17 protein-coding genes are annotated in these 15,860 nt (G+C 67.8%); 10 read left to right on the top strand and 7 right to left on the bottom strand.

Annotation, left to right across the window (positions count from 1 at the left end; all coding sequences use genetic code 11):
* Positions 1 to 9 precede the first annotated feature (9 nt).
* The 3 genes from ACIHAO_RS03710 to ACIHAO_RS03700 are packed head-to-tail and all read left to right on the top strand — an operon-like array spanning position 10 to position 2,693.
* Complete coding sequence (locus ACIHAO_RS03710) at positions 10 to 954, top strand: ABC transporter permease (protein ID WP_396554581.1); 945 nt, start codon at positions 10 to 12, stop codon at positions 952 to 954.
* 3 nt (positions 955 to 957) lie between these two features.
* Positions 958 to 1,788, top strand: a complete 831-nt coding sequence (locus ACIHAO_RS03705) for an ABC transporter ATP-binding protein (protein WP_396554580.1) — start codon at positions 958 to 960, stop codon at positions 1,786 to 1,788.
* The gene (locus tag ACIHAO_RS03700; RefSeq protein WP_396554579.1) at positions 1,785 to 2,693 is read left to right on the top strand and encodes a glycosyltransferase; all 909 of its coding nucleotides are present in this window, start codon (positions 1,785 to 1,787) and stop codon (positions 2,691 to 2,693) included. Before ACIHAO_RS03705 ends, ACIHAO_RS03700 begins: the two co-directional genes overlap by 4 nt.
* 87 nt (positions 2,694 to 2,780) lie before the next feature.
* Here ACIHAO_RS03700 and ACIHAO_RS03695 read toward each other — a convergent pair whose 3' ends face one another.
* From ACIHAO_RS03695 to ACIHAO_RS03680, 4 genes are all read right to left on the bottom strand, one after another.
* Positions 2,781 to 4,247, bottom strand: coding sequence for a hypothetical protein (locus tag ACIHAO_RS03695; RefSeq protein WP_396554578.1), 1,467 nt, complete (start codon positions 4,245 to 4,247; stop codon positions 2,781 to 2,783).
* Positions 4,248 to 4,256: 9 nt separating this feature from the next.
* Positions 4,257 to 4,808 carry a DUF3558 family protein gene (locus ACIHAO_RS03690; protein ID WP_396554577.1) on the bottom strand — a complete coding sequence of 184 codons (552 nt, stop codon included), beginning with the start codon at positions 4,806 to 4,808 and terminating at the stop codon, positions 4,257 to 4,259.
* 6 nt (positions 4,809 to 4,814) lie between these two features.
* Positions 4,815 to 5,291 (bottom strand): hypothetical protein, encoded by a 477-nt coding sequence (locus ACIHAO_RS03685; RefSeq protein WP_396554576.1) that lies wholly within the window; start codon positions 5,289 to 5,291, stop codon positions 4,815 to 4,817.
* A 139-nt stretch (positions 5,292 to 5,430) separates the two neighbouring features.
* Positions 5,431 to 6,195, bottom strand: a complete 765-nt coding sequence (locus tag ACIHAO_RS03680; protein WP_396554575.1) for an ESX secretion-associated protein EspG — start codon at positions 6,193 to 6,195, stop codon at positions 5,431 to 5,433.
* A gap of 115 nt (positions 6,196 to 6,310) precedes the next feature.
* On the opposite strand from ACIHAO_RS03680, the gene ACIHAO_RS03675 reads away from it, so the two are divergent.
* The gene (locus ACIHAO_RS03675; protein ID WP_016330689.1) at positions 6,311 to 6,553 is read left to right on the top strand and encodes a hypothetical protein; all 243 of its coding nucleotides are present in this window, start codon (positions 6,311 to 6,313) and stop codon (positions 6,551 to 6,553) included.
* Here the strand turns inward: ACIHAO_RS03675 and ACIHAO_RS03670 are convergent.
* From ACIHAO_RS03670 to ACIHAO_RS03660, 3 genes are all read right to left on the bottom strand, one after another.
* A complete protein-coding gene (locus tag ACIHAO_RS03670; protein WP_396554574.1) occupies positions 6,550 to 7,572 on the bottom strand; it encodes an acyl-CoA dehydrogenase family protein in 1,023 nt (340 codons plus the stop codon). The genes ACIHAO_RS03675 and ACIHAO_RS03670 overlap by 4 nt on opposite strands.
* Before the next feature lie 248 nt (positions 7,573 to 7,820).
* The gene (locus tag ACIHAO_RS03665) at positions 7,821 to 9,746 is read right to left on the bottom strand and encodes a glycosyltransferase (protein WP_396554573.1); all 1,926 of its coding nucleotides are present in this window, start codon (positions 9,744 to 9,746) and stop codon (positions 7,821 to 7,823) included.
* A 6-nt stretch (positions 9,747 to 9,752) separates the two neighbouring features.
* Positions 9,753 to 10,235: a GtrA family protein gene (locus tag ACIHAO_RS03660; protein WP_396554572.1), complete on the bottom strand. Its 483-nt coding sequence runs from the start codon at positions 10,233 to 10,235 to the stop codon at positions 9,753 to 9,755.
* A gap of 101 nt (positions 10,236 to 10,336) precedes the next feature.
* On the opposite strand from ACIHAO_RS03660, the gene ACIHAO_RS03655 reads away from it, so the two are divergent.
* From ACIHAO_RS03655 to ACIHAO_RS03630, 6 genes are all read left to right on the top strand, one after another.
* Positions 10,337 to 11,707 (top strand): FAD-binding protein, encoded by a 1,371-nt coding sequence (locus ACIHAO_RS03655; protein ID WP_396554571.1) that lies wholly within the window; start codon positions 10,337 to 10,339, stop codon positions 11,705 to 11,707.
* A complete protein-coding gene (locus ACIHAO_RS03650) occupies positions 11,704 to 12,459 on the top strand; it encodes a decaprenylphospho-beta-D-erythro-pentofuranosid-2-ulose 2-reductase (RefSeq protein WP_396554570.1) in 756 nt (251 codons plus the stop codon). The genes ACIHAO_RS03655 and ACIHAO_RS03650 overlap by 4 nt, the downstream gene beginning before the upstream one ends.
* Positions 12,460 to 12,531: 72 nt before the next feature.
* Positions 12,532 to 13,014, top strand: a complete 483-nt coding sequence (locus tag ACIHAO_RS03645) for a YbaB/EbfC family nucleoid-associated protein (RefSeq protein WP_396554569.1) — start codon at positions 12,532 to 12,534, stop codon at positions 13,012 to 13,014.
* Positions 13,011 to 14,501: a WXG100 family type VII secretion target gene (locus ACIHAO_RS03640; RefSeq protein ID WP_396554568.1), complete on the top strand. Its 1,491-nt coding sequence runs from the start codon at positions 13,011 to 13,013 to the stop codon at positions 14,499 to 14,501. Before ACIHAO_RS03645 ends, ACIHAO_RS03640 begins: the two co-directional genes overlap by 4 nt.
* Positions 14,498 to 15,208 (top strand): hypothetical protein, encoded by a 711-nt coding sequence (locus ACIHAO_RS03635; RefSeq protein WP_396554567.1) that lies wholly within the window; start codon positions 14,498 to 14,500, stop codon positions 15,206 to 15,208. Before ACIHAO_RS03640 ends, ACIHAO_RS03635 begins: the two co-directional genes overlap by 4 nt.
* Complete coding sequence (locus ACIHAO_RS03630; protein ID WP_396554566.1) at positions 15,208 to 15,795, top strand: hypothetical protein; 588 nt, start codon at positions 15,208 to 15,210, stop codon at positions 15,793 to 15,795. Before ACIHAO_RS03635 ends, ACIHAO_RS03630 begins: the two co-directional genes overlap by 1 nt.
* The last annotated feature ends 65 nt before the right edge of the window (positions 15,796 to 15,860 follow it).

The raw sequence follows: 15,860 nt of genomic DNA, 5'->3' as shown, positions 1-15,860 counted from the left end.
CTCGTTCCCGTGCATGCCACCAGCACGGTTCACGCCGCCGACGGTGCTGCGCCGACCTCGGTTCCGCCGATTTCGGACAGCAAGACCTTTTCGCGCGCGTTCGCCGACATCAAGACCGGTTTCGCCGCCAAAGAGCTGTGGGGACACCTCGGCTGGCAGGACATCAAGCAGCGCTATCGCCGCTCGGTGATCGGCCCGTTCTGGATCACCATCAGCCAGGGCATCATCGCGCTCGGCCTCGGACTCCTGTACTCGCAGCTGTTCAACCTGCCGACGGCGACGTTCCTGCCCTACATCAGCACCGGTTTCATCATCTGGGGCTTCATCAGCGGCTGCCTGTCCGAGGGCATGGAGACCTTCATCTCCAACGAGGGGCTGATCAAACAGCTGCCGGCACCGCTTTCGGTGTACGTGCTGCGGACGGTCTGGCGCCAGACGCTGATGCTGGCGCACAACCTGATCGTCTACGTGATCGTGGTCGCGATCTTCTTCACCAGCCTGGACCAGCCGTACGCGATGAGCGGTGAATGCGTCGGACAGGTCCTGTGCCACCCCGGGCTCGGCTGGTACTCGTTCAGCGCGATCCCCGGCATCCTGGTGCTCGCGCTGAACGCTGGCTGGGTGACCCTGCTGCTGGGCATCATCTCGACCCGCTACCGCGACATCCCGCAGGTGATCAACTCGCTGATCCAGCTGCTCTTCTACATGACGCCGATCGTGTGGCCGATCGACCAGCTGATGGCGGGCGGCGCCCGTGTAGGCATTTCGGGAGCCCTGCCGTTCGTCTATGCCAACCCGCTCTTCCACTTCATCCAGATCGTCCGCGCGCCGCTCATCGGCCAGGCGGTCAGCATCAACAGCTGGTACGTGGTGCTCGGCATCACCGTCGTCGGCTGGGGCCTCGCGCTGGTCGCGATGCGCAATTACCGTTCCCGCGTCTCTTATTGGGTGTGACAGATGGTCAGCATTGATGTGCACAACGCCTACGTCGACTTCCCCATTTTCGACGCGAAGACCCGCTCCATGAAGAAAAAGGTGCTGGGCAAGGTCGGCGGCAAGATCGGCACCGAGAGCAAGGTGCCGATCATCGAAGCCCTCCACGACGTGAACCTCCAGCTCCGCGAAGGCGACCGGGTCGGCCTCGTCGGCCACAACGGCGCCGGGAAGTCGACGCTGCTGCGGCTATTGTCCGGCATCTACGAGCCCACCCGCGGCTCGGCGAGGATCACGGGCAAGATCGCGCCGGTCTTCGACCTCGGCATCGGCATGGACCCGGAGATCTCCGGGATGGAGAACATCATCATCCGCGGCCTGTTCCTCGGGATGACCGCGAAGCAGATGGAATCCCGCATCGACGACATCGCGGAGTTCACCGAACTCGGCGACTACCTCCAGATGCCGCTGCGGACCTACTCGACCGGTATGCGGGTGCGCCTGGCGCTGGGTGTGGTCACCTCGATCGACCCGGAGATCCTGATCCTCGACGAGGGCATCGGCGCGGTCGACGCGGCGTTCCTCAACAAGGCGAAGGACCGGCTCAAGGACCTCGTGAAGCGGTCGGGCATCCTGGTGTTCGCCAGCCACTCGGACGAGTTCCTCTTCGAGCTCTGCGACTCCGCCATCTGGATGGACGAGGGGCACGTGAAGCAGCGCGGTTCGCTGCGCGAGGTGCTCACCGGCTACAAGGGGCGCGACCCGTTCGAGAACATGAGCAAGGAGACACTGGAGCGGTTCGGCGTCGAGGCCGACCCGGAGCCCGTGTCGCTGACGAACGGTGGCCAAGGATGACCAGCGAGACCCGGCAGTTGCCCGAAGGCGCCGTCGTCGGCGTCGTCGTCACGCGCCATCGGCGGGAACTGCTCGCGGACTCGCTCAAGGTGATCGCCGCGCAGACGCGGCCGATCGACCACCTCGTCGTGGTCGACAACGGGCCGGACAAGCCGGCGCGGGACATCGTCGAGAACTTCCCGCTTCCGTTCACGTACCTGCCTTCGCACCGCAATCTCGGTGGCGCGGGCGGGTTCGCGCTCGGCATGCTGCACGCGCTTTCCCTCGGCGCGGACTGGATCTGGCTTGCCGACGACGACGGCCGCCCCGCCGACGAGAACGTCCTCGCGATCCTGCTGGACGAGGCCGAAAAGCGGGATCTGGCCGAGATCTCCCCCGTGGTGACCAACATCGACGCGCCGGACAAGCTCGCTTTCCCGTTGCGGCGAGGGCTGACCTGGAAGCGTTCGTCGGCGGAACTGGGCACCGACTTCCTGCCCGGTATCGCGTCGCTGATGAACGGCGCGTTGTTCCGCGCGTCCACTTTGGACGTCGTCGGCGTGCCCGACCTGCGGCTGTTCTTCCGCGGTGACGAGGTCGAACTGCACCGGCGCCTGGTGCGCTCGGGGCTGCCGTTCGGCACCTCGCTCAAGACCGCGTACCTGCACCCGGACGGCTCGGACGAGTTCAAGCCGATGCTGGGCGGCCGGTTCCACGCGCAGGACCCGGAGAACGAGGTCAAGCGCTACTACACCTACCGCAACCGCGGATATCTGCTGTCGCAGCCGGGTATGCGCAAGATCGGCGCGCTCGAAGTGGTGCGGTTCGGGCTGTACTTCATCGGGGTCAAGCGGGACCCGAAGGCGTTCCTGCAGTGGCTCAAACTGGTGCGCCAGGGCCGTCAGGAGAAGTTCTACCGCTACTGAGCCTCTCCCCACTTGAGATGAAAGGCCCCTTCATTGCGAATTTTGCGATGAAGGGGCCTTTCATCTCACTTCCGGTGAGGCGCTGGCCTACTCGCCGATGACCGGCGGCGCGGTGCGCATGTCGGTCCCGAAGACCTCGTCCGGGTCGCCCTCGACGAGGTACGTCGGACGCTGGTGCTCGGTGTCCTCGTCCCCGTCCGCCTGCTGACCGCGGCCACCCATGCCGCCGCCCATCCCTGGCCCGCCACGACCGGCGGCGCCACCGCCGAGGCCGCCCATACCGCGTCCTGCCGCGGCTTCGGCGGCGCCGACACCGCCGGGCCGGGCCGCGCCGGACGCGGAACCCGAACCGGGCGTGGAACCCGCGCCGCTACCGGGACCGAACCCGCTTCCGCCGCCGCCACCACGGCCGCTTCGGCTGTTGTACTCCGAGTCGCCCATGCCGCCACCCATCATGGGCGGTGCCATCGGCATGGGGCCCATCGGCATCGCGGTGTTGTTGTTGGGGCCGGGCGAGGTGATCGGCGGCGGTCCGCCCTGGAGGCCGGACGGCGTCGTGCTCGACGGGATGCTGCCCGAACCGGTGCTGCTGCCGGGGCCCGGAATGGACGAGCCGTAGCCGCCCCCGCCGCCTCCACCACCGCCGCCGTTGCCACCGCCGCCACTGCCGGGCGGGATGTAGGTGTTGCCGGGGTTGTTCGAGCCGGGATTGCCGGAGCCGGGCGGCACCTGATAGGGCAGCGGCCTCGGCGGGGGCTCTTCGATCCCGCCGCCACCGCCCGCGCCGAACTTCGGCGGCTCGGCGAACGCCGGCTGCTTCGACGCGGCGTCGTACAAGGACTTGTCGTAGTTGTTCATGGCGGAGGCCGCCTGAGTGTGGGCCTCCTGGCTGTCCTTCTGCTTCTGGATGGACTTGTCGATGTTGTCACCCAGGGTGAACAGGTTCGACTTCATCCACCCCCCGACCTCTTCCTTCCAGTCGAAGGGGATCGGTTTGGGCATCGTGTTCTTCACGGTGGAAGCCGCGGTGCCCTGGTCGTAGATCGTTTCGGAGGCGAGCTTCGCGTTCTGGGAGTTCGACTCCGACCACTTGCTGAGGCTCTTGAAATAGCCCTGCGCGTTGCCGGCCGCGTCGCCGTCCCAAGTGCCCTGCGAGGCGGTGACGGCCTGGTCCATCGTCCTCGAGAAGGTGTCGAAGGCCTTGTGGATCTCGTGATACGCGGTCGAGACTTCGGAGACCTGTTCGACGTTCAGGTTGCTGTTGACGAACTGTTCGAGCTTCTGGTGGTCGTAGCCGAGGTAGTCGCCGTTCGGCGGCTCCAGCCCCTCGACGTACTTGATGTCCTTGTTCTTGGTCAGCTCGTCGACGGTCTTGTTTCCGACGTCTTCGGAATGCTGCTGAGCCTTGCCCTCGGCGATCAACCGCTGGAAGATCGCGAACGGTCCGTCGCCGACCTCCCCGCTCGCCTTGTCCCGGTAGTACTCGTCACGGGCTTGAGGCGAGAGACCGGCGACGTACTGTTCCTCGGTCACGTGATTGCTGTTCGTGCTCATCCGGTCCCCCTAGCCCTTCGGAAGCTTCGGTTCGACGATGTCGGCGATCTTCTCCGCCATCCCGCACGACTTCTCCGGATCCGTGCTGACGACCACGAGGTCGACCCGCGCCGAGGCGCTGATTTCGAGCGCCATCAGACAGCTGCCGGGAGGTTTCGGGACGAGCACGGCTTTGCGTCCGTTGACGTTGCCGGTGGTCTTGCCGTTCCCGCCGTCGACGACACTGTCGACACCCTGCTTGTCACGAACGTTGACGCTGACGGTGACGCTGTCGGCCGCCGTCTGGGAGTCCTTGGTGAACTCGCAGCCACGGGCACCGCCCCCGTTCGAGGGGACCGGCGCCTCGAACGGGCCGATCGACGCGAGATCGGCCGCGCCGATGACCGAACACGGATCGATCGACGCGGAGTCGGCACCACCGGTGGTCGCCGCCGGGGCGGTGGACTCGCCGCCTTGCGCGGGCGACGACGGCGCCGCGGAGGGGGTGCCCGGCTTTTCGGTGGCACAGGCCGCGAGCACGAACGCGGCCGCGGTCAGCGGTACGAGGAGCAGCTTTTTCATTCCGCCTCAGCCCTTGAGCCGATCGAGCGCCTCGACCGTGTCTTGTTCTTTCTTCTTGTACTGACCTGAGGCCCGCAAAAGTGCTTCTTCGGTATCCAGGACCACCTGCCGGAACTGACCGATCACCGCACTCGCCGAATTGGCCGACTGGGCGGCGCCCTTCTGATCGTGGGCGGCGACGGCCCTGCCGTACGGGTGGTCGCCGAGTTGCGGCGCTTGGGAAAGCAGCACCGTCTTGTTCTCCAGGCTGTTGAGCTCTTTCGCCATATCGCGCACCGCCTGGAGGAGCGGCTTGACGCCTTCCTCGGTGATCTTGAAGCCGCCGCTCTTGGCGGCCGAGACCAGCTTTTGGGTTTCCGCGCTGACCTGGGCGATGGCGGCCGCGTTCAGACCGCCCATCGCGACGTAGTTGGCCGCCGCGCCCATGGCGGAGCCGATCGAGAAGTCCGGTGCCGCCTGTCCGCCGTCCGCTTCGAAAGCCATCGCCCGCCCCACTGCATCGTCTGCTCGCCCGTATCGCCCGGCAGTCTACTAGCCGAGCACCCAGCGCAACGGTGATTCACCGATCACCGAAGATCTCCGGAACTGTGACGAAACGGGCGTCCGCCCGGTTCCCCACGGTTCAGAACTGTCCTTCGAGCTGGGCATACAGCTGCTGCGCGATTCTCGCGTTGTCGGCGGGAGCGTAGGTCAGCCAGCTTTGCCCGTCGGCCGCCTGGCGCGACGTCATCATGAACCGGCCGGCTTCGGTGTCGAACCACGCCAGCGGCGGGAACACCTGGCCGCCGCGGATGAACACGCTGAACTGGCCCACTCGTTTCATCGGCTTCTCGAAGATCCGCTCCACCTGCCGCTGCTGCGGATTCGACCCGTGGGAACGGGGACCGCTGACCTGAGCGAAGGGGTCGTACGCGTCGTCGTTCCGAGGACGCTTCGGCGCGCTCGCGGGCTTCGCGATGGTGACCGACTGGCCGGGGCCCGCGGGGGTGAGCGGCAGCAAATCGACGATCGACGCGACGATCGCGGTCGGCCTGGTCTCCTCGAACACGAGCAGGTTCTCTTCCTGGCGCACGACGACCGCGAACTGCCCGTTCGTCGTCGCCCGCGCGAACAGCTGCTTGTCGTTGTCCATCTGCGCGACCGTCCACACGGCCAGCTGCGGATTGACGAACGTGGCGAGCGCGAGTTCGACGTCGGCGTCGAGCCTGCCGCCGCGCATCAGGCCGCGGCCTTCGAGATCACGGAAGACGGCCTCGCGGACCATCGCGCGCTGATCGGTCGTCGTGCCCATGTGCGGGACTTCGAACGGGGCGGGCGCCGTCCCCAGCCGGCCGTATTCGAGCAGGATGTCCACCGCCGCCAGCGACAGCGAGAACGAATGCGGCATCGCCATTTCCCCCCGCGGGTGTCTTGTCCGTCGGGGATGAACGTAGTCCACTCGCCCGATACGCCCGCAGCGAACCCGCTTGCCCGGTGGTGATCAAGGCTGGTGCGATGGCTTCATGGCAGACCAGAAACCCGCGCTCGTCCTCCATCTCGCCACCGGCGGGGAGCCGCTGCTCTTCGCGCTCACGACGGAAGAAACCGAACGGCTGACCAAGGATCTCTCGCATTTCGTCCGCACCGGTTCGGTGCAGACGATCCAGACGAGGGACGACTCCGAGGTGGCGATCAACTTCTCCCACGTCGCCGCCGCCTACATCGACGACCTGAACCGCAAGACCCGCGTGTTCGGTCTCCACTAGTTCCGCGAAAAAAGCTCCAGCAGACCGGTTTTGATCTCCGGGCGGCTGACGGCGACCAGCAGGAAGGTGGCTTCCCGGACGAGCCGCTGGGGGTGTCGTCCGGCGAGTACCGACGTGCTGCCGTTGGCCGCGACCAGCGCGCCCGCGGCCCGGAACGCGAGCTCCGCGCCCGCCGCCCTGGCCGCGGGCAGCGACGGCGGATCGGCGAGCGCCGCGTCGAGCCGCCCGCGGACGGCGTCGATCTCGGCCCGGATCCCGGCGGCGACGTCGGCCTTGCCGAGATCCTCGATGAGCCGGGCGGCGCGGGCGGCCGAGCCGAGGGGCGCGCAGCCGTTGAGCCGGGACGCGAAGGTGTTGCCCGCGACGAAGTCAGCGTGCGGGGTCGTCCCGTAGACGCGTTCGTCGGCGAGGAAGTAGCGGGTGAAGCCGAGGTGCACGGTGGACGTGCCCTGCGCCGCGACGAGGTCGAGCGGCCGCGCCTCCAGCCGCTCCCCCGCCACCGGGTCGATGATCGCGCTGATGACGGTGTCGCCGTCCCGCGCGCAGAGCTGGAGCAGGTCGATGACGCCCCAGCCGCTGACGAACGGGGCCTCGCCGTCGAGCAGGTAGCCGCCCTCGACGCGTTCCGCGCGCAGCCTGGGCGGGGTCGGGATCACCGCGGCGAACGCGGCGCCCGCCTTGAGTTCTCCGCTGATCAGCGCGGAGAGGTAGCGATCGCGCAGTTCGGCGCTGTCGGGGTTGCCGGCTTGGCTCAGCGCCGCGACCAGGCCGTGGTGCTGGATCCAGGTGAACATCGTGCTGAGGCAGCCACCCGCCATGACTTCGAGGACCTGGACGATCGTCGGGAGGTCGGCGCCCGGACCGCCCGCTTCCTTCGGCGCCGCGAGGCCGTAGAAGCCTTCGGCGGCGAGGGCGTCGAAGTGACTCGAAGGGACTTCGCCCTTGGTGTCGACTTCGGTGGCTGCCGGAAAGAGGAGATCATCGGCGAGAGCGTGAGCGCGGGCGACCAGATCCGTCATGCCGGTAAGGCTACCCTTACTTCAGCCTCGCGGGTCTAGCGCCGCTAGGAAAGCTAGCGATACTAAAGGTCCCTTGCTCCCTTTTTCGGGGGCCTCGAGTGCGCCCAATGTGGCATTGGGGACGCTCAATGACCCCAATGCCACATTGGGCGCACTGGAGCGGAACCAGGGCCCGAGTGAGATGAAAGGCCCCTTCATTGCAAAATTTGCAATGAAGGGGCCTTTCATCTCACGCTAGCGAAGCGGGGCTACAGCTCGTAGAGCCGCTTCCAGTTCTCCCGCGAGGTCAGCTCGGGCATGGAGCGCTTGTACTGCTCCTGCACCGCCGCGCCTTCCTTGCGAAGCCGCTGGATCACCTTCGCGCCCCGGCGCGCCAGGTCGAACATCTTCGCGCGGTCGTACGAGCGGACCCGCACGCCTTCCTGCGAAGCGTCGGTGACGACAGCGGTGTCGAAGGTCGCGACGTGCCACCAGTGGGCTTCGTCGATCGGGATCGCGCCGAGCGAGTGGCGGCTGCGGCCGAGCACCCGGTCGAGGATCCGCTTGATCAGCACCAGGCGCTGCATGCTGGGCCGCGGCGCGCTGTTGATGATGCCGATGTCGTTCGACGCGATGCCCGGGACGTCGGTGGCCTTGTGCCGTTTGGTCTCGGGGTACTCGTCGCGGATCCGGCGGATCTCCTTCATCGCGGCGACGCCGCCGTCACGCAGGACCTCCGGCCCCTCGAGGAAGTCCTCGACGGCCTTGATCAGCGTGGCGGACAGGCCGTACTGCATGCCGAGCAGGTACCGGACCAGCTGCGCGATGAGCACGCGCGAGAGCAGGTTCAGGTTGAACGGCGAGTGCAGCGCGGCGGTGATGATCGAGTTCCGCAGGTTGAAGTAGCGGTGCCACTCGTCCCAGTCCTTCCAGTGGAAGTCGGCGTGCCAGACGCCGGCGCCGGGAAGAGTGACGGTGGGGAAGCCGTGCGCGCGGGCGCGGTAGCTGTACTCCGCGTCGTCCCACTGGAAGAAGAACGGCAGCGGGTAGCCCGTGGCCTTGACGACCTCGTACGGGATCAGGCACGACCACCAGCCGTTGTACCCGGCGTCGAGGCGGCGTTCCTGGCGGTTCGGCTTGAGGGTCTCCTCGTCGACGCCGAGCAGGTCGGCGGTCGAGAGCGAGTGCTGCACCGGCTGGCCGGGCTCCAGGGTGTTCAGCCGGGCGTATTCGGCGCCGACGTGCAGCTGGTTCGGGTGCAGCAGGTTCAGCATCTGCCCGCCGACGATGACCGGGTTGACCGTGCGGTTGGAGAACGCGGTCATCCGGATCACCAGATCCGGCTCCAGCAGCACGTCGTCGTCCATGAACAGGACGTTCGCGTGCTCGGTCTCGGTGTGCCCGGCGACCTCGTAGAGGCCGCGGGTGAACCCGCCGGCGCCGCCGAGGTTCGGCTGCTTGATGTAGTGCAGTTTGTCGCCGAGGTCCTTCGTGACCTGCTCGAAGCCGTCGCGCGACTCGACGAGGTCGGTGCCCTGGTCGGCGACGTAGATCGCGTCGAGCGTCTCCAGCGAGGACACGTCGGCGGCGAGCGCCTGCAGGTTCGACAGGCAGTCGTCGGCGCGGTTCATCGTGCAGATGGTCACCGCGGTCGGGCGGATCTTCTCCGGCGCTTCGACCGTCCAGCGGACGTTCTCGACGCGCAGCGACTGGCCGCCCTCGGTCTCGAGGTCGAGCCAGAGCGCGCCGCCGTCATAGAACTTGTCGAGCTTCGCGGCGAGCGTCACCTTCTGCTGCTTCGCGCCCGCGACGATCTCGGCGGCGACGACCCGCGAGTCGCCCTCGATGTCGGAGGCACCGACGGACAGCTGGCCGTCACCGGTGACGACGGCCTCGACCTGGACCTCGGTCACGTCGGTCCAACGCTGCCAGTAGCTCGCGGGGAAGCGCCCGAAATAGGTGTTGCCGGACACCTTCGACGCGGGCTCGATGGCGATGCCCGCGCGGTCGCGCACGGCGGTGCCCCATTCGAGCTCGGCGTAGAGGTCCTTGCTGACGATGGGGGCCGGGCCGGCGTAGAGCCCGCGCTGCGCGGTGAGACGGCCCTGCGGGGTGCGTTCCGCGAAGCGGGTGTCGTCGATAGTGCTCACCATGGCGCTCGGGGCCTCTCCGGTGACGGCGGCTTTACCGGGCATGAATCCTCAGTTCTCCTCTGTGCTGATGGCGCTTGCGCGGGGCTCACGGAAGACGACCCACTTGAGCATGACGAAATTGATCACGGTCGCGGTTGCCTGCGAAACGACCCAGCCGAGGGTGGCCTTCCAGGCCGACTCGGGCAGGACGTGCAGCATCGTGCGGTTGACGCCGACGGCGACGAGGAACGTCACGGCGTACAGGAGTACGAAGCTACCGATCTGACGTGCGCCCTCCTGGCGTCCACCGGCGAAGGTGAACTTGCGGTTCAGGAAGAAGGCGGTCGTGGTGCCCACGATGAAGCTGAGCGCGCGGGCGATGTCGACCCACGGCGTCGCGTCCATGCCGAGGGCACGGAGCCCCTGGTAGACGCCGAAATCGACCAGGGCGCAGAAGCCGCCGATGAGGCCGAAGCGGATGAGCTGCCCGAGCAGCCCAGGGGAGGACGGCGCTGCTGCCGTCACGCCGGCTTTCGGGTCGGTCGCCACCACTGCTCTACCTCATAAACTGCTGGGGCTGGTGCGCAAAGTGTAGAAGCGAGCACTTCAGGGTCACGTTCCGGGCATTGTTCGGCGTGGTTACCCTGGTCGGCGTGACCCAAGCACCCAAGACACAGCGGCAGACGCTCATGGGCTGGGCAAGGACGTCGCCGAGTGTCGCGGACGTCCTGAGCACGCCCGACGTGGAGACCATCGCCCGCGCGGTGACGCAGGCCGGGGAACGCGGGGTCATCGCGCGCGGTCTCGGCCGGTCCTACGGCGACCCGGCGCAGAACGCGGGCGGCCTGGTCATCGACATGACCGCGCTGGACCGCATCCACTCGATCGACCCGGATTCGGGCATCGTCGACCTCGACGCGGGCGTCAGCCTCGACAAGCTGATGCGCGAGGGCCTGCCGTACGGCCTGTGGGTGCCGGTGCTGCCGGGGACGCGCCAGGTGACCATCGGCGGCGCGATCGCGAACGACATCCACGGCAAGAACCACCACTCGGCGGGCAGCTTCGGCAACCACGTCGTTTCGCTGGACCTCGTCACCGCCGACGGCCAGGTGCGCACACTGACCCCGGAGGGCCCGGACTCCGAGCTGTTCTGGGCGACCGTCGCGGGCATCGGCCTGACCGGCGTCATCGTCCGCGCCAAGATCCGGATGACGAAGACCGAGACGGCCTACTTCAAGGCCGACATCCAGCGCACGGCGAACCTCGACGAGACCCTGGCGCTGGTCACCGACGGCTCCGAGGACAACTACACGTACTCCTCGGGCTGGTTCGACTCGATCTCCCGGGGCGCGAAGCTCGGCCGCGCCGCCTTCCAGCGCGGCTCGCTCGCGAAGCTGGACGAACTGCCGCCCAAGCTGCGGGCGGATCCGCTCAAGTTCAACCCGGGCACCCTGGCGACCCTGCCGGACGTGTTCCCGAACGGTCTGGCGAACAAGCTGTCGTTCTCCGCGATCGGCGAGCTGTACTACCGCAAGACCGCGAAGAACGCGCGCGACCAGATCCAGAGCCTGACCGCGTTCTACCACCCGCTCGACCTGTTCGGCGAGTGGAACCGCGCGTACGGCTCCAAGGGTTTCCTGCAGTACCAGTTCAGCACGCCGCTGAACGCGCACGAGCCGCTGCGCCGGATCATCCAGAAGGTCGCGGACTCCGGGCACGTGTCGTTCCTCAACGTGTTCAAGCAGATGGGCGAGGGCAACCCGGCGCCGCTGTCGTTCCCGCACCCCGGCTGGATGGTCTGCCTCGACTTCCCGATCAAGGACGGGCTGAGCCGGTTCTGCCGGGAACTCGACGAGGACGTGCTCGCGCTCGGCGGCCGTCTCTACACGGCGAAGGACTCGCGCACCTCGGCGGAGAACTTCGCGAAGATGTACCCGCGGCTCGAGGAATGGCGCAAGGTCCGCGCTTCCGTTGACCCCGAAGGCGTTTTCGCCTCTGACATGTCCCGAAGGTTGGAACTGTGATCGACGCTGTGGGCAACCCCCAGTCCCTGCTGCTGCTCGGCGGCACCTCCGACATCGCGCTCGCGATCGCGGAGAAGTACCTGGCCGAGAAGCCCCTCCGTGTCGTGCTGGCCGGACGCCAGTCGCCGCGGCTCGACGCGGCCGCGCAGCGACTGAAGGACAAGGGCGCCGAAGTGTCCACTGTGGACTTCGACGCGAAGGCCATGGACACCCACCCCGCCGTGCTGGACAAGGCGTTCGAGGGTGGCGACATCGACGTCACCGTCGTGGCGTTCGGCCTGCTCGGCGATCAGGAAGAGCTGTGGCAGGACCACGCGAAGGCCGTCGAGGCGGCGACCGTGAACTACACGGCCGCGGTTTCGGTCGGTGTCGCGCTGTCGAACAAGCTCAAGAAGCAGGGACACGGCAAGGTCATCGCGCTGTCCTCGGTCGCCGGTGAGCGGGTCCGCCGGTCGAACTTCGTCTACGGCTCCACGAAGGCCGGTTTCGACGGCTTCTACCTGGGCCTCGGCGAGGCGCTGTCCGAGTTCGGCGTGCAGATCACCGTCGTCCGCCCCGGACACGTGAAGACCAAGATGACCGAGGGTCTCAAGGACGCCCCGCTGGCGCAGACCGCCGAGCAGGTCGCCGAGATCGCCGTCGGCGCCTCGCGCGCCGGCAAGGACCTGGTGTGGGCTCCCGCGCCGTTCCGCCTGGTCATGTCGGCCCTGCGGCACGTGCCCCGGCCGATCTTCCGGAAACTGCCGATCTAGGGAACGAGCGCGTTACGCCATTCGTCTCACCCGGGCACGGACGCCCCTCCGTCCCCGGGTTGAGAGGAATCGATGGCTGACCAGGAAGCCAAGCTCGACGCGGCCATCCGGTCGTTTCAGGAGCAGGCCGCCAAAGCAGCGGAACTCAAGGACAAGATCGCCACGCTGCGCGGATCCGCGCGCAACGCCGACGGCTCGGTGACGGTGACCGTCGCCCCGTCCGGCGCGCTGCTGGGACTCCAGCTGTCCCCCAAGGCGATGAACCGCACGCATACCGCGCTGCAGCAGGAGATCCTCACCGCGATCAGAGAAGCGACGCAGCAGGCCGCGGCCGCGATGCAGCAGACCGTCCAGCCGATCCTCGGCGACCGCGCGGAACAGTTCAAAGAGGCGTTCAACGCCCACGTCGAACCGCTCGGGCCGAGTACTCCCCCGCCCGCGGAATCCCTCGCCGGGCCCGCTCTCCAGCAGCCCGTCCGCACGTCCCGTCCGACGCGCCCCGCTCCCGCCGACGATGACGACTTCGGCGGCCCGATCCTGCGGAGGGACTCGTGACCGGCTTCGGCGTACAGACCGGTGCGCTCACCGCGCACGCGACGGGGTCCAAGGAGGCGTCGGAGAACTTCGGCAGCCTCGCGAGCCTGCTGGAGCAGGCCAGGGTCTCGGACGACTGCTTCGGCCCGCTCGGCGAGTTGATGGCTTTCAAGTACTTTGAAGGTTTGCAGGAGTGTCAGGACCTCGCCGAGCAGGCGAAATCCTTCCTGGACCAGATCGCCGACAAGACCACCACGGCGGCGAAGACCTACCTCGACCACAACCAGGGCACCGCCGAGGTCATCACCGGACTCGGCGCCGGGCTGGCCGACGGCGGTGGCGGCCCCGGTGGCCTGAGCGACCTCAACAGCGCCGGCGACTCCGGCCGCAAGGGGTTCTGGGAGCAGAACGGCGGCTACGGCAGTTCGTGGATCAGCACCTCCTCGGAGGTCGCCAGGGCGAGCAGCCCGCCGGACGTCGCCATCGCGGCCGTGCACGCCCGCATGGAACAGCTGCAACTCGTGATGAGCCCCGGACAGTCCTTTTTGGACAACGGACTCGGCTTCCTGATCGGGATCGTGATCAGCCCGCTGGTCGAGCTGGTGCTGGAGCCCGCGATCGGCGACCCCGAGCAGATGCGCAGCACCGCCAAGGGCTGGGAACAGACGGCGAAATGGCTCGACGGCGTCGCCGAGCACGAGCAGAAGCGGGCCGAGGCCACCAAGGAGCCCTGGAAGGGCGAAGCCGGCGACGCGTTCCGCGGCCAGATGACCGAGTTCTCGGGCGGCGCCAAGGCGTTCGCGAACGACGTCCGCGGGCTGCAGCAGATCCTGGAGATCGCCGCCGACCTGTTCGACGCGTTCGTCGAGATCGTCATCGACATCATCGGAGAACTGGTGATGGGCCTGATCATCGAGTGGCTGGCCGCGCTGGCCGCCTCGTGGATCACGGCGGGCGCCTCCGTCGGCGCAGCGGGCGCGGCCACGGCCGGGCAGGTCGCGGTGACCGGCGGACGGCTCGGGATGAAGGTCAAGCAGCTGCTCGGCAAGCTCAAGCCGTTGATCGACAAGCTCGAAGACATCCTGAAGATGCTTCGCAACGGGCCGCTGAAGAAGGTCGTCGAGCGCGCCGAAGGGCTCCGCGACGGCAACTGGCTGCAGAAGCGGCTCGCCGACCAGATCGACAAGAACCCGCTGGCCAAGATCGTCACGAAGGCCAATCCGGCGACCGGGGCCTCCAAGACCGCCAACAGGTTCGCGGACCGCTACGGCGTCGGCGGCGAGGGTTCGGACGCGCTCACCACGAACCTCACCGAAGCCGGGCTGCGGGCGATGGGCATGAGCGGGACGACCAGCGTCGGCAAGGCCGCTTTCCGCGGCAGTGCCGGTAACCTGGCCGAACTGGGCGTCGAGCAGGGCGTCAAGGCGGGCTACCACGAGTCTCAGGACTCGTCGTCCGAGGAAGAGCGCCGCGCGGCGACCGACAGAGGGTTCACGATCGAAGAATGAATCTCGCCTCCCCGCTCGGGGCCGCGTCACAAGCCCTGCCTTCGCTGCGCCAGGGCGAACGGTTGTTGTGGGCGGCGTACGGCCAGACGGTGAACTACGACGTACGCGGCCTCGATCCGTGGGGGGTGCCGAGGAAGAGCGTGCTGGGCAAATTCGGCTCGGGCGCCGCGAACTTCGCCGGCGACGTGGTCAGCGCGGCGCTGGGCGGGGCGGACGAAACGGGGTCGTCCGCCCCACCGTCGCCGCAGGTCGTCGTACTCGGCGAGCAGGATGGTCTCGCACATACGGCGCTGCGAGAACTGCCCACGAGCGGCTCGCCTTCGCGGCTGTGGGCGCTGACCGGCGCACGGCTGCTGATGCTGGAGAGGTTCGTTCCGCCGGAGCCGGACAAGACCGGGAAGACGTTCATGTCGAAGGCGATCGGCTTCGGCAAGGGCGTGGTCAAGACCGGCAAGGAGATCGCCACGATCATCACCACGAAGACCTACGGCGACAACGCCGCGGGCGCCCCGATCGCGCGGCGCGAGATGGTGCTGTGCGCCGAGATCCCGCGTGACCGGATCGCCGGCTTCGCGGTGGCCGAGCACGGCAAGAAGCGGGTTCCTTGCCTTCATACGTCCTTTGTGGACGGATCGGGCCTGGACTTCCTGTTCTACAGCGACGATCCCCGGCACTTCGCCTGGCTCTATTCGTTGACGGTGAGCTGATGGACACCAAGGCGGCGAAGTCCGTCGACGAGATCGTCGAACGGGAACTGCACCAGTTCTGGCTCGCGCCCGGCGAGCGCCTGATCATCGGCTGCCCGCCCGCGCACGGCCACGTGGGAATGCTGCTGGACGGCAAGCTCACGCTGCCCTATTCGCCTTCGCGGGAAACCCCCGCGGTGACCGGGAAACCGCGGTGGCCGCTGCCCGCGTCCGACGTCCTCGAAGCCGACTGGACCGACGACCCGACGATCGCCTACTGGGCCGTCGCCCGGACCGCGGAGCAGACCGCCGCGCGGCTCGCGGACCACCTCGCCGGTGGCCACGGTGAGGCACGGCTGACGCTGTCCGACCGGCGGCTGGCCGTCGTGTACCCGGCGCGGATGCTGGAAGGCGAGGATCCCGCGCAGCCGTTCCGGACCTTCGACGAGCTGCCGTCGGCGGTGGTGCGGTCGGTGTCCGCGCAGTTCCCGGGGCGGAGTTTCCCGCCGCGGCCGGTGCTCCGGTTCGTCTTCGCCGACGGCTCCGTGATCTTCCAGCGCGACCTGCTGGCGGTCGACAAAGCGGCCCGGGCCGACTCCCGCCGCTGATCTCTCGCAATTCGGCACCAGGTTGCGCTGGTCGGTATCGCGAACTATCGCAACTAGGTGCCGAA

It is taken from the genome of Amycolatopsis sp. NPDC052450 (assembly GCF_044547565.1).
Taxonomy (GTDB): Bacteria; Actinomycetota; Actinomycetes; order Mycobacteriales; family Pseudonocardiaceae; genus Amycolatopsis.
The sequence above is the reverse complement of the archived record's forward strand: the minus strand, read 5'-3'. Positions and strand labels throughout refer to the sequence as shown.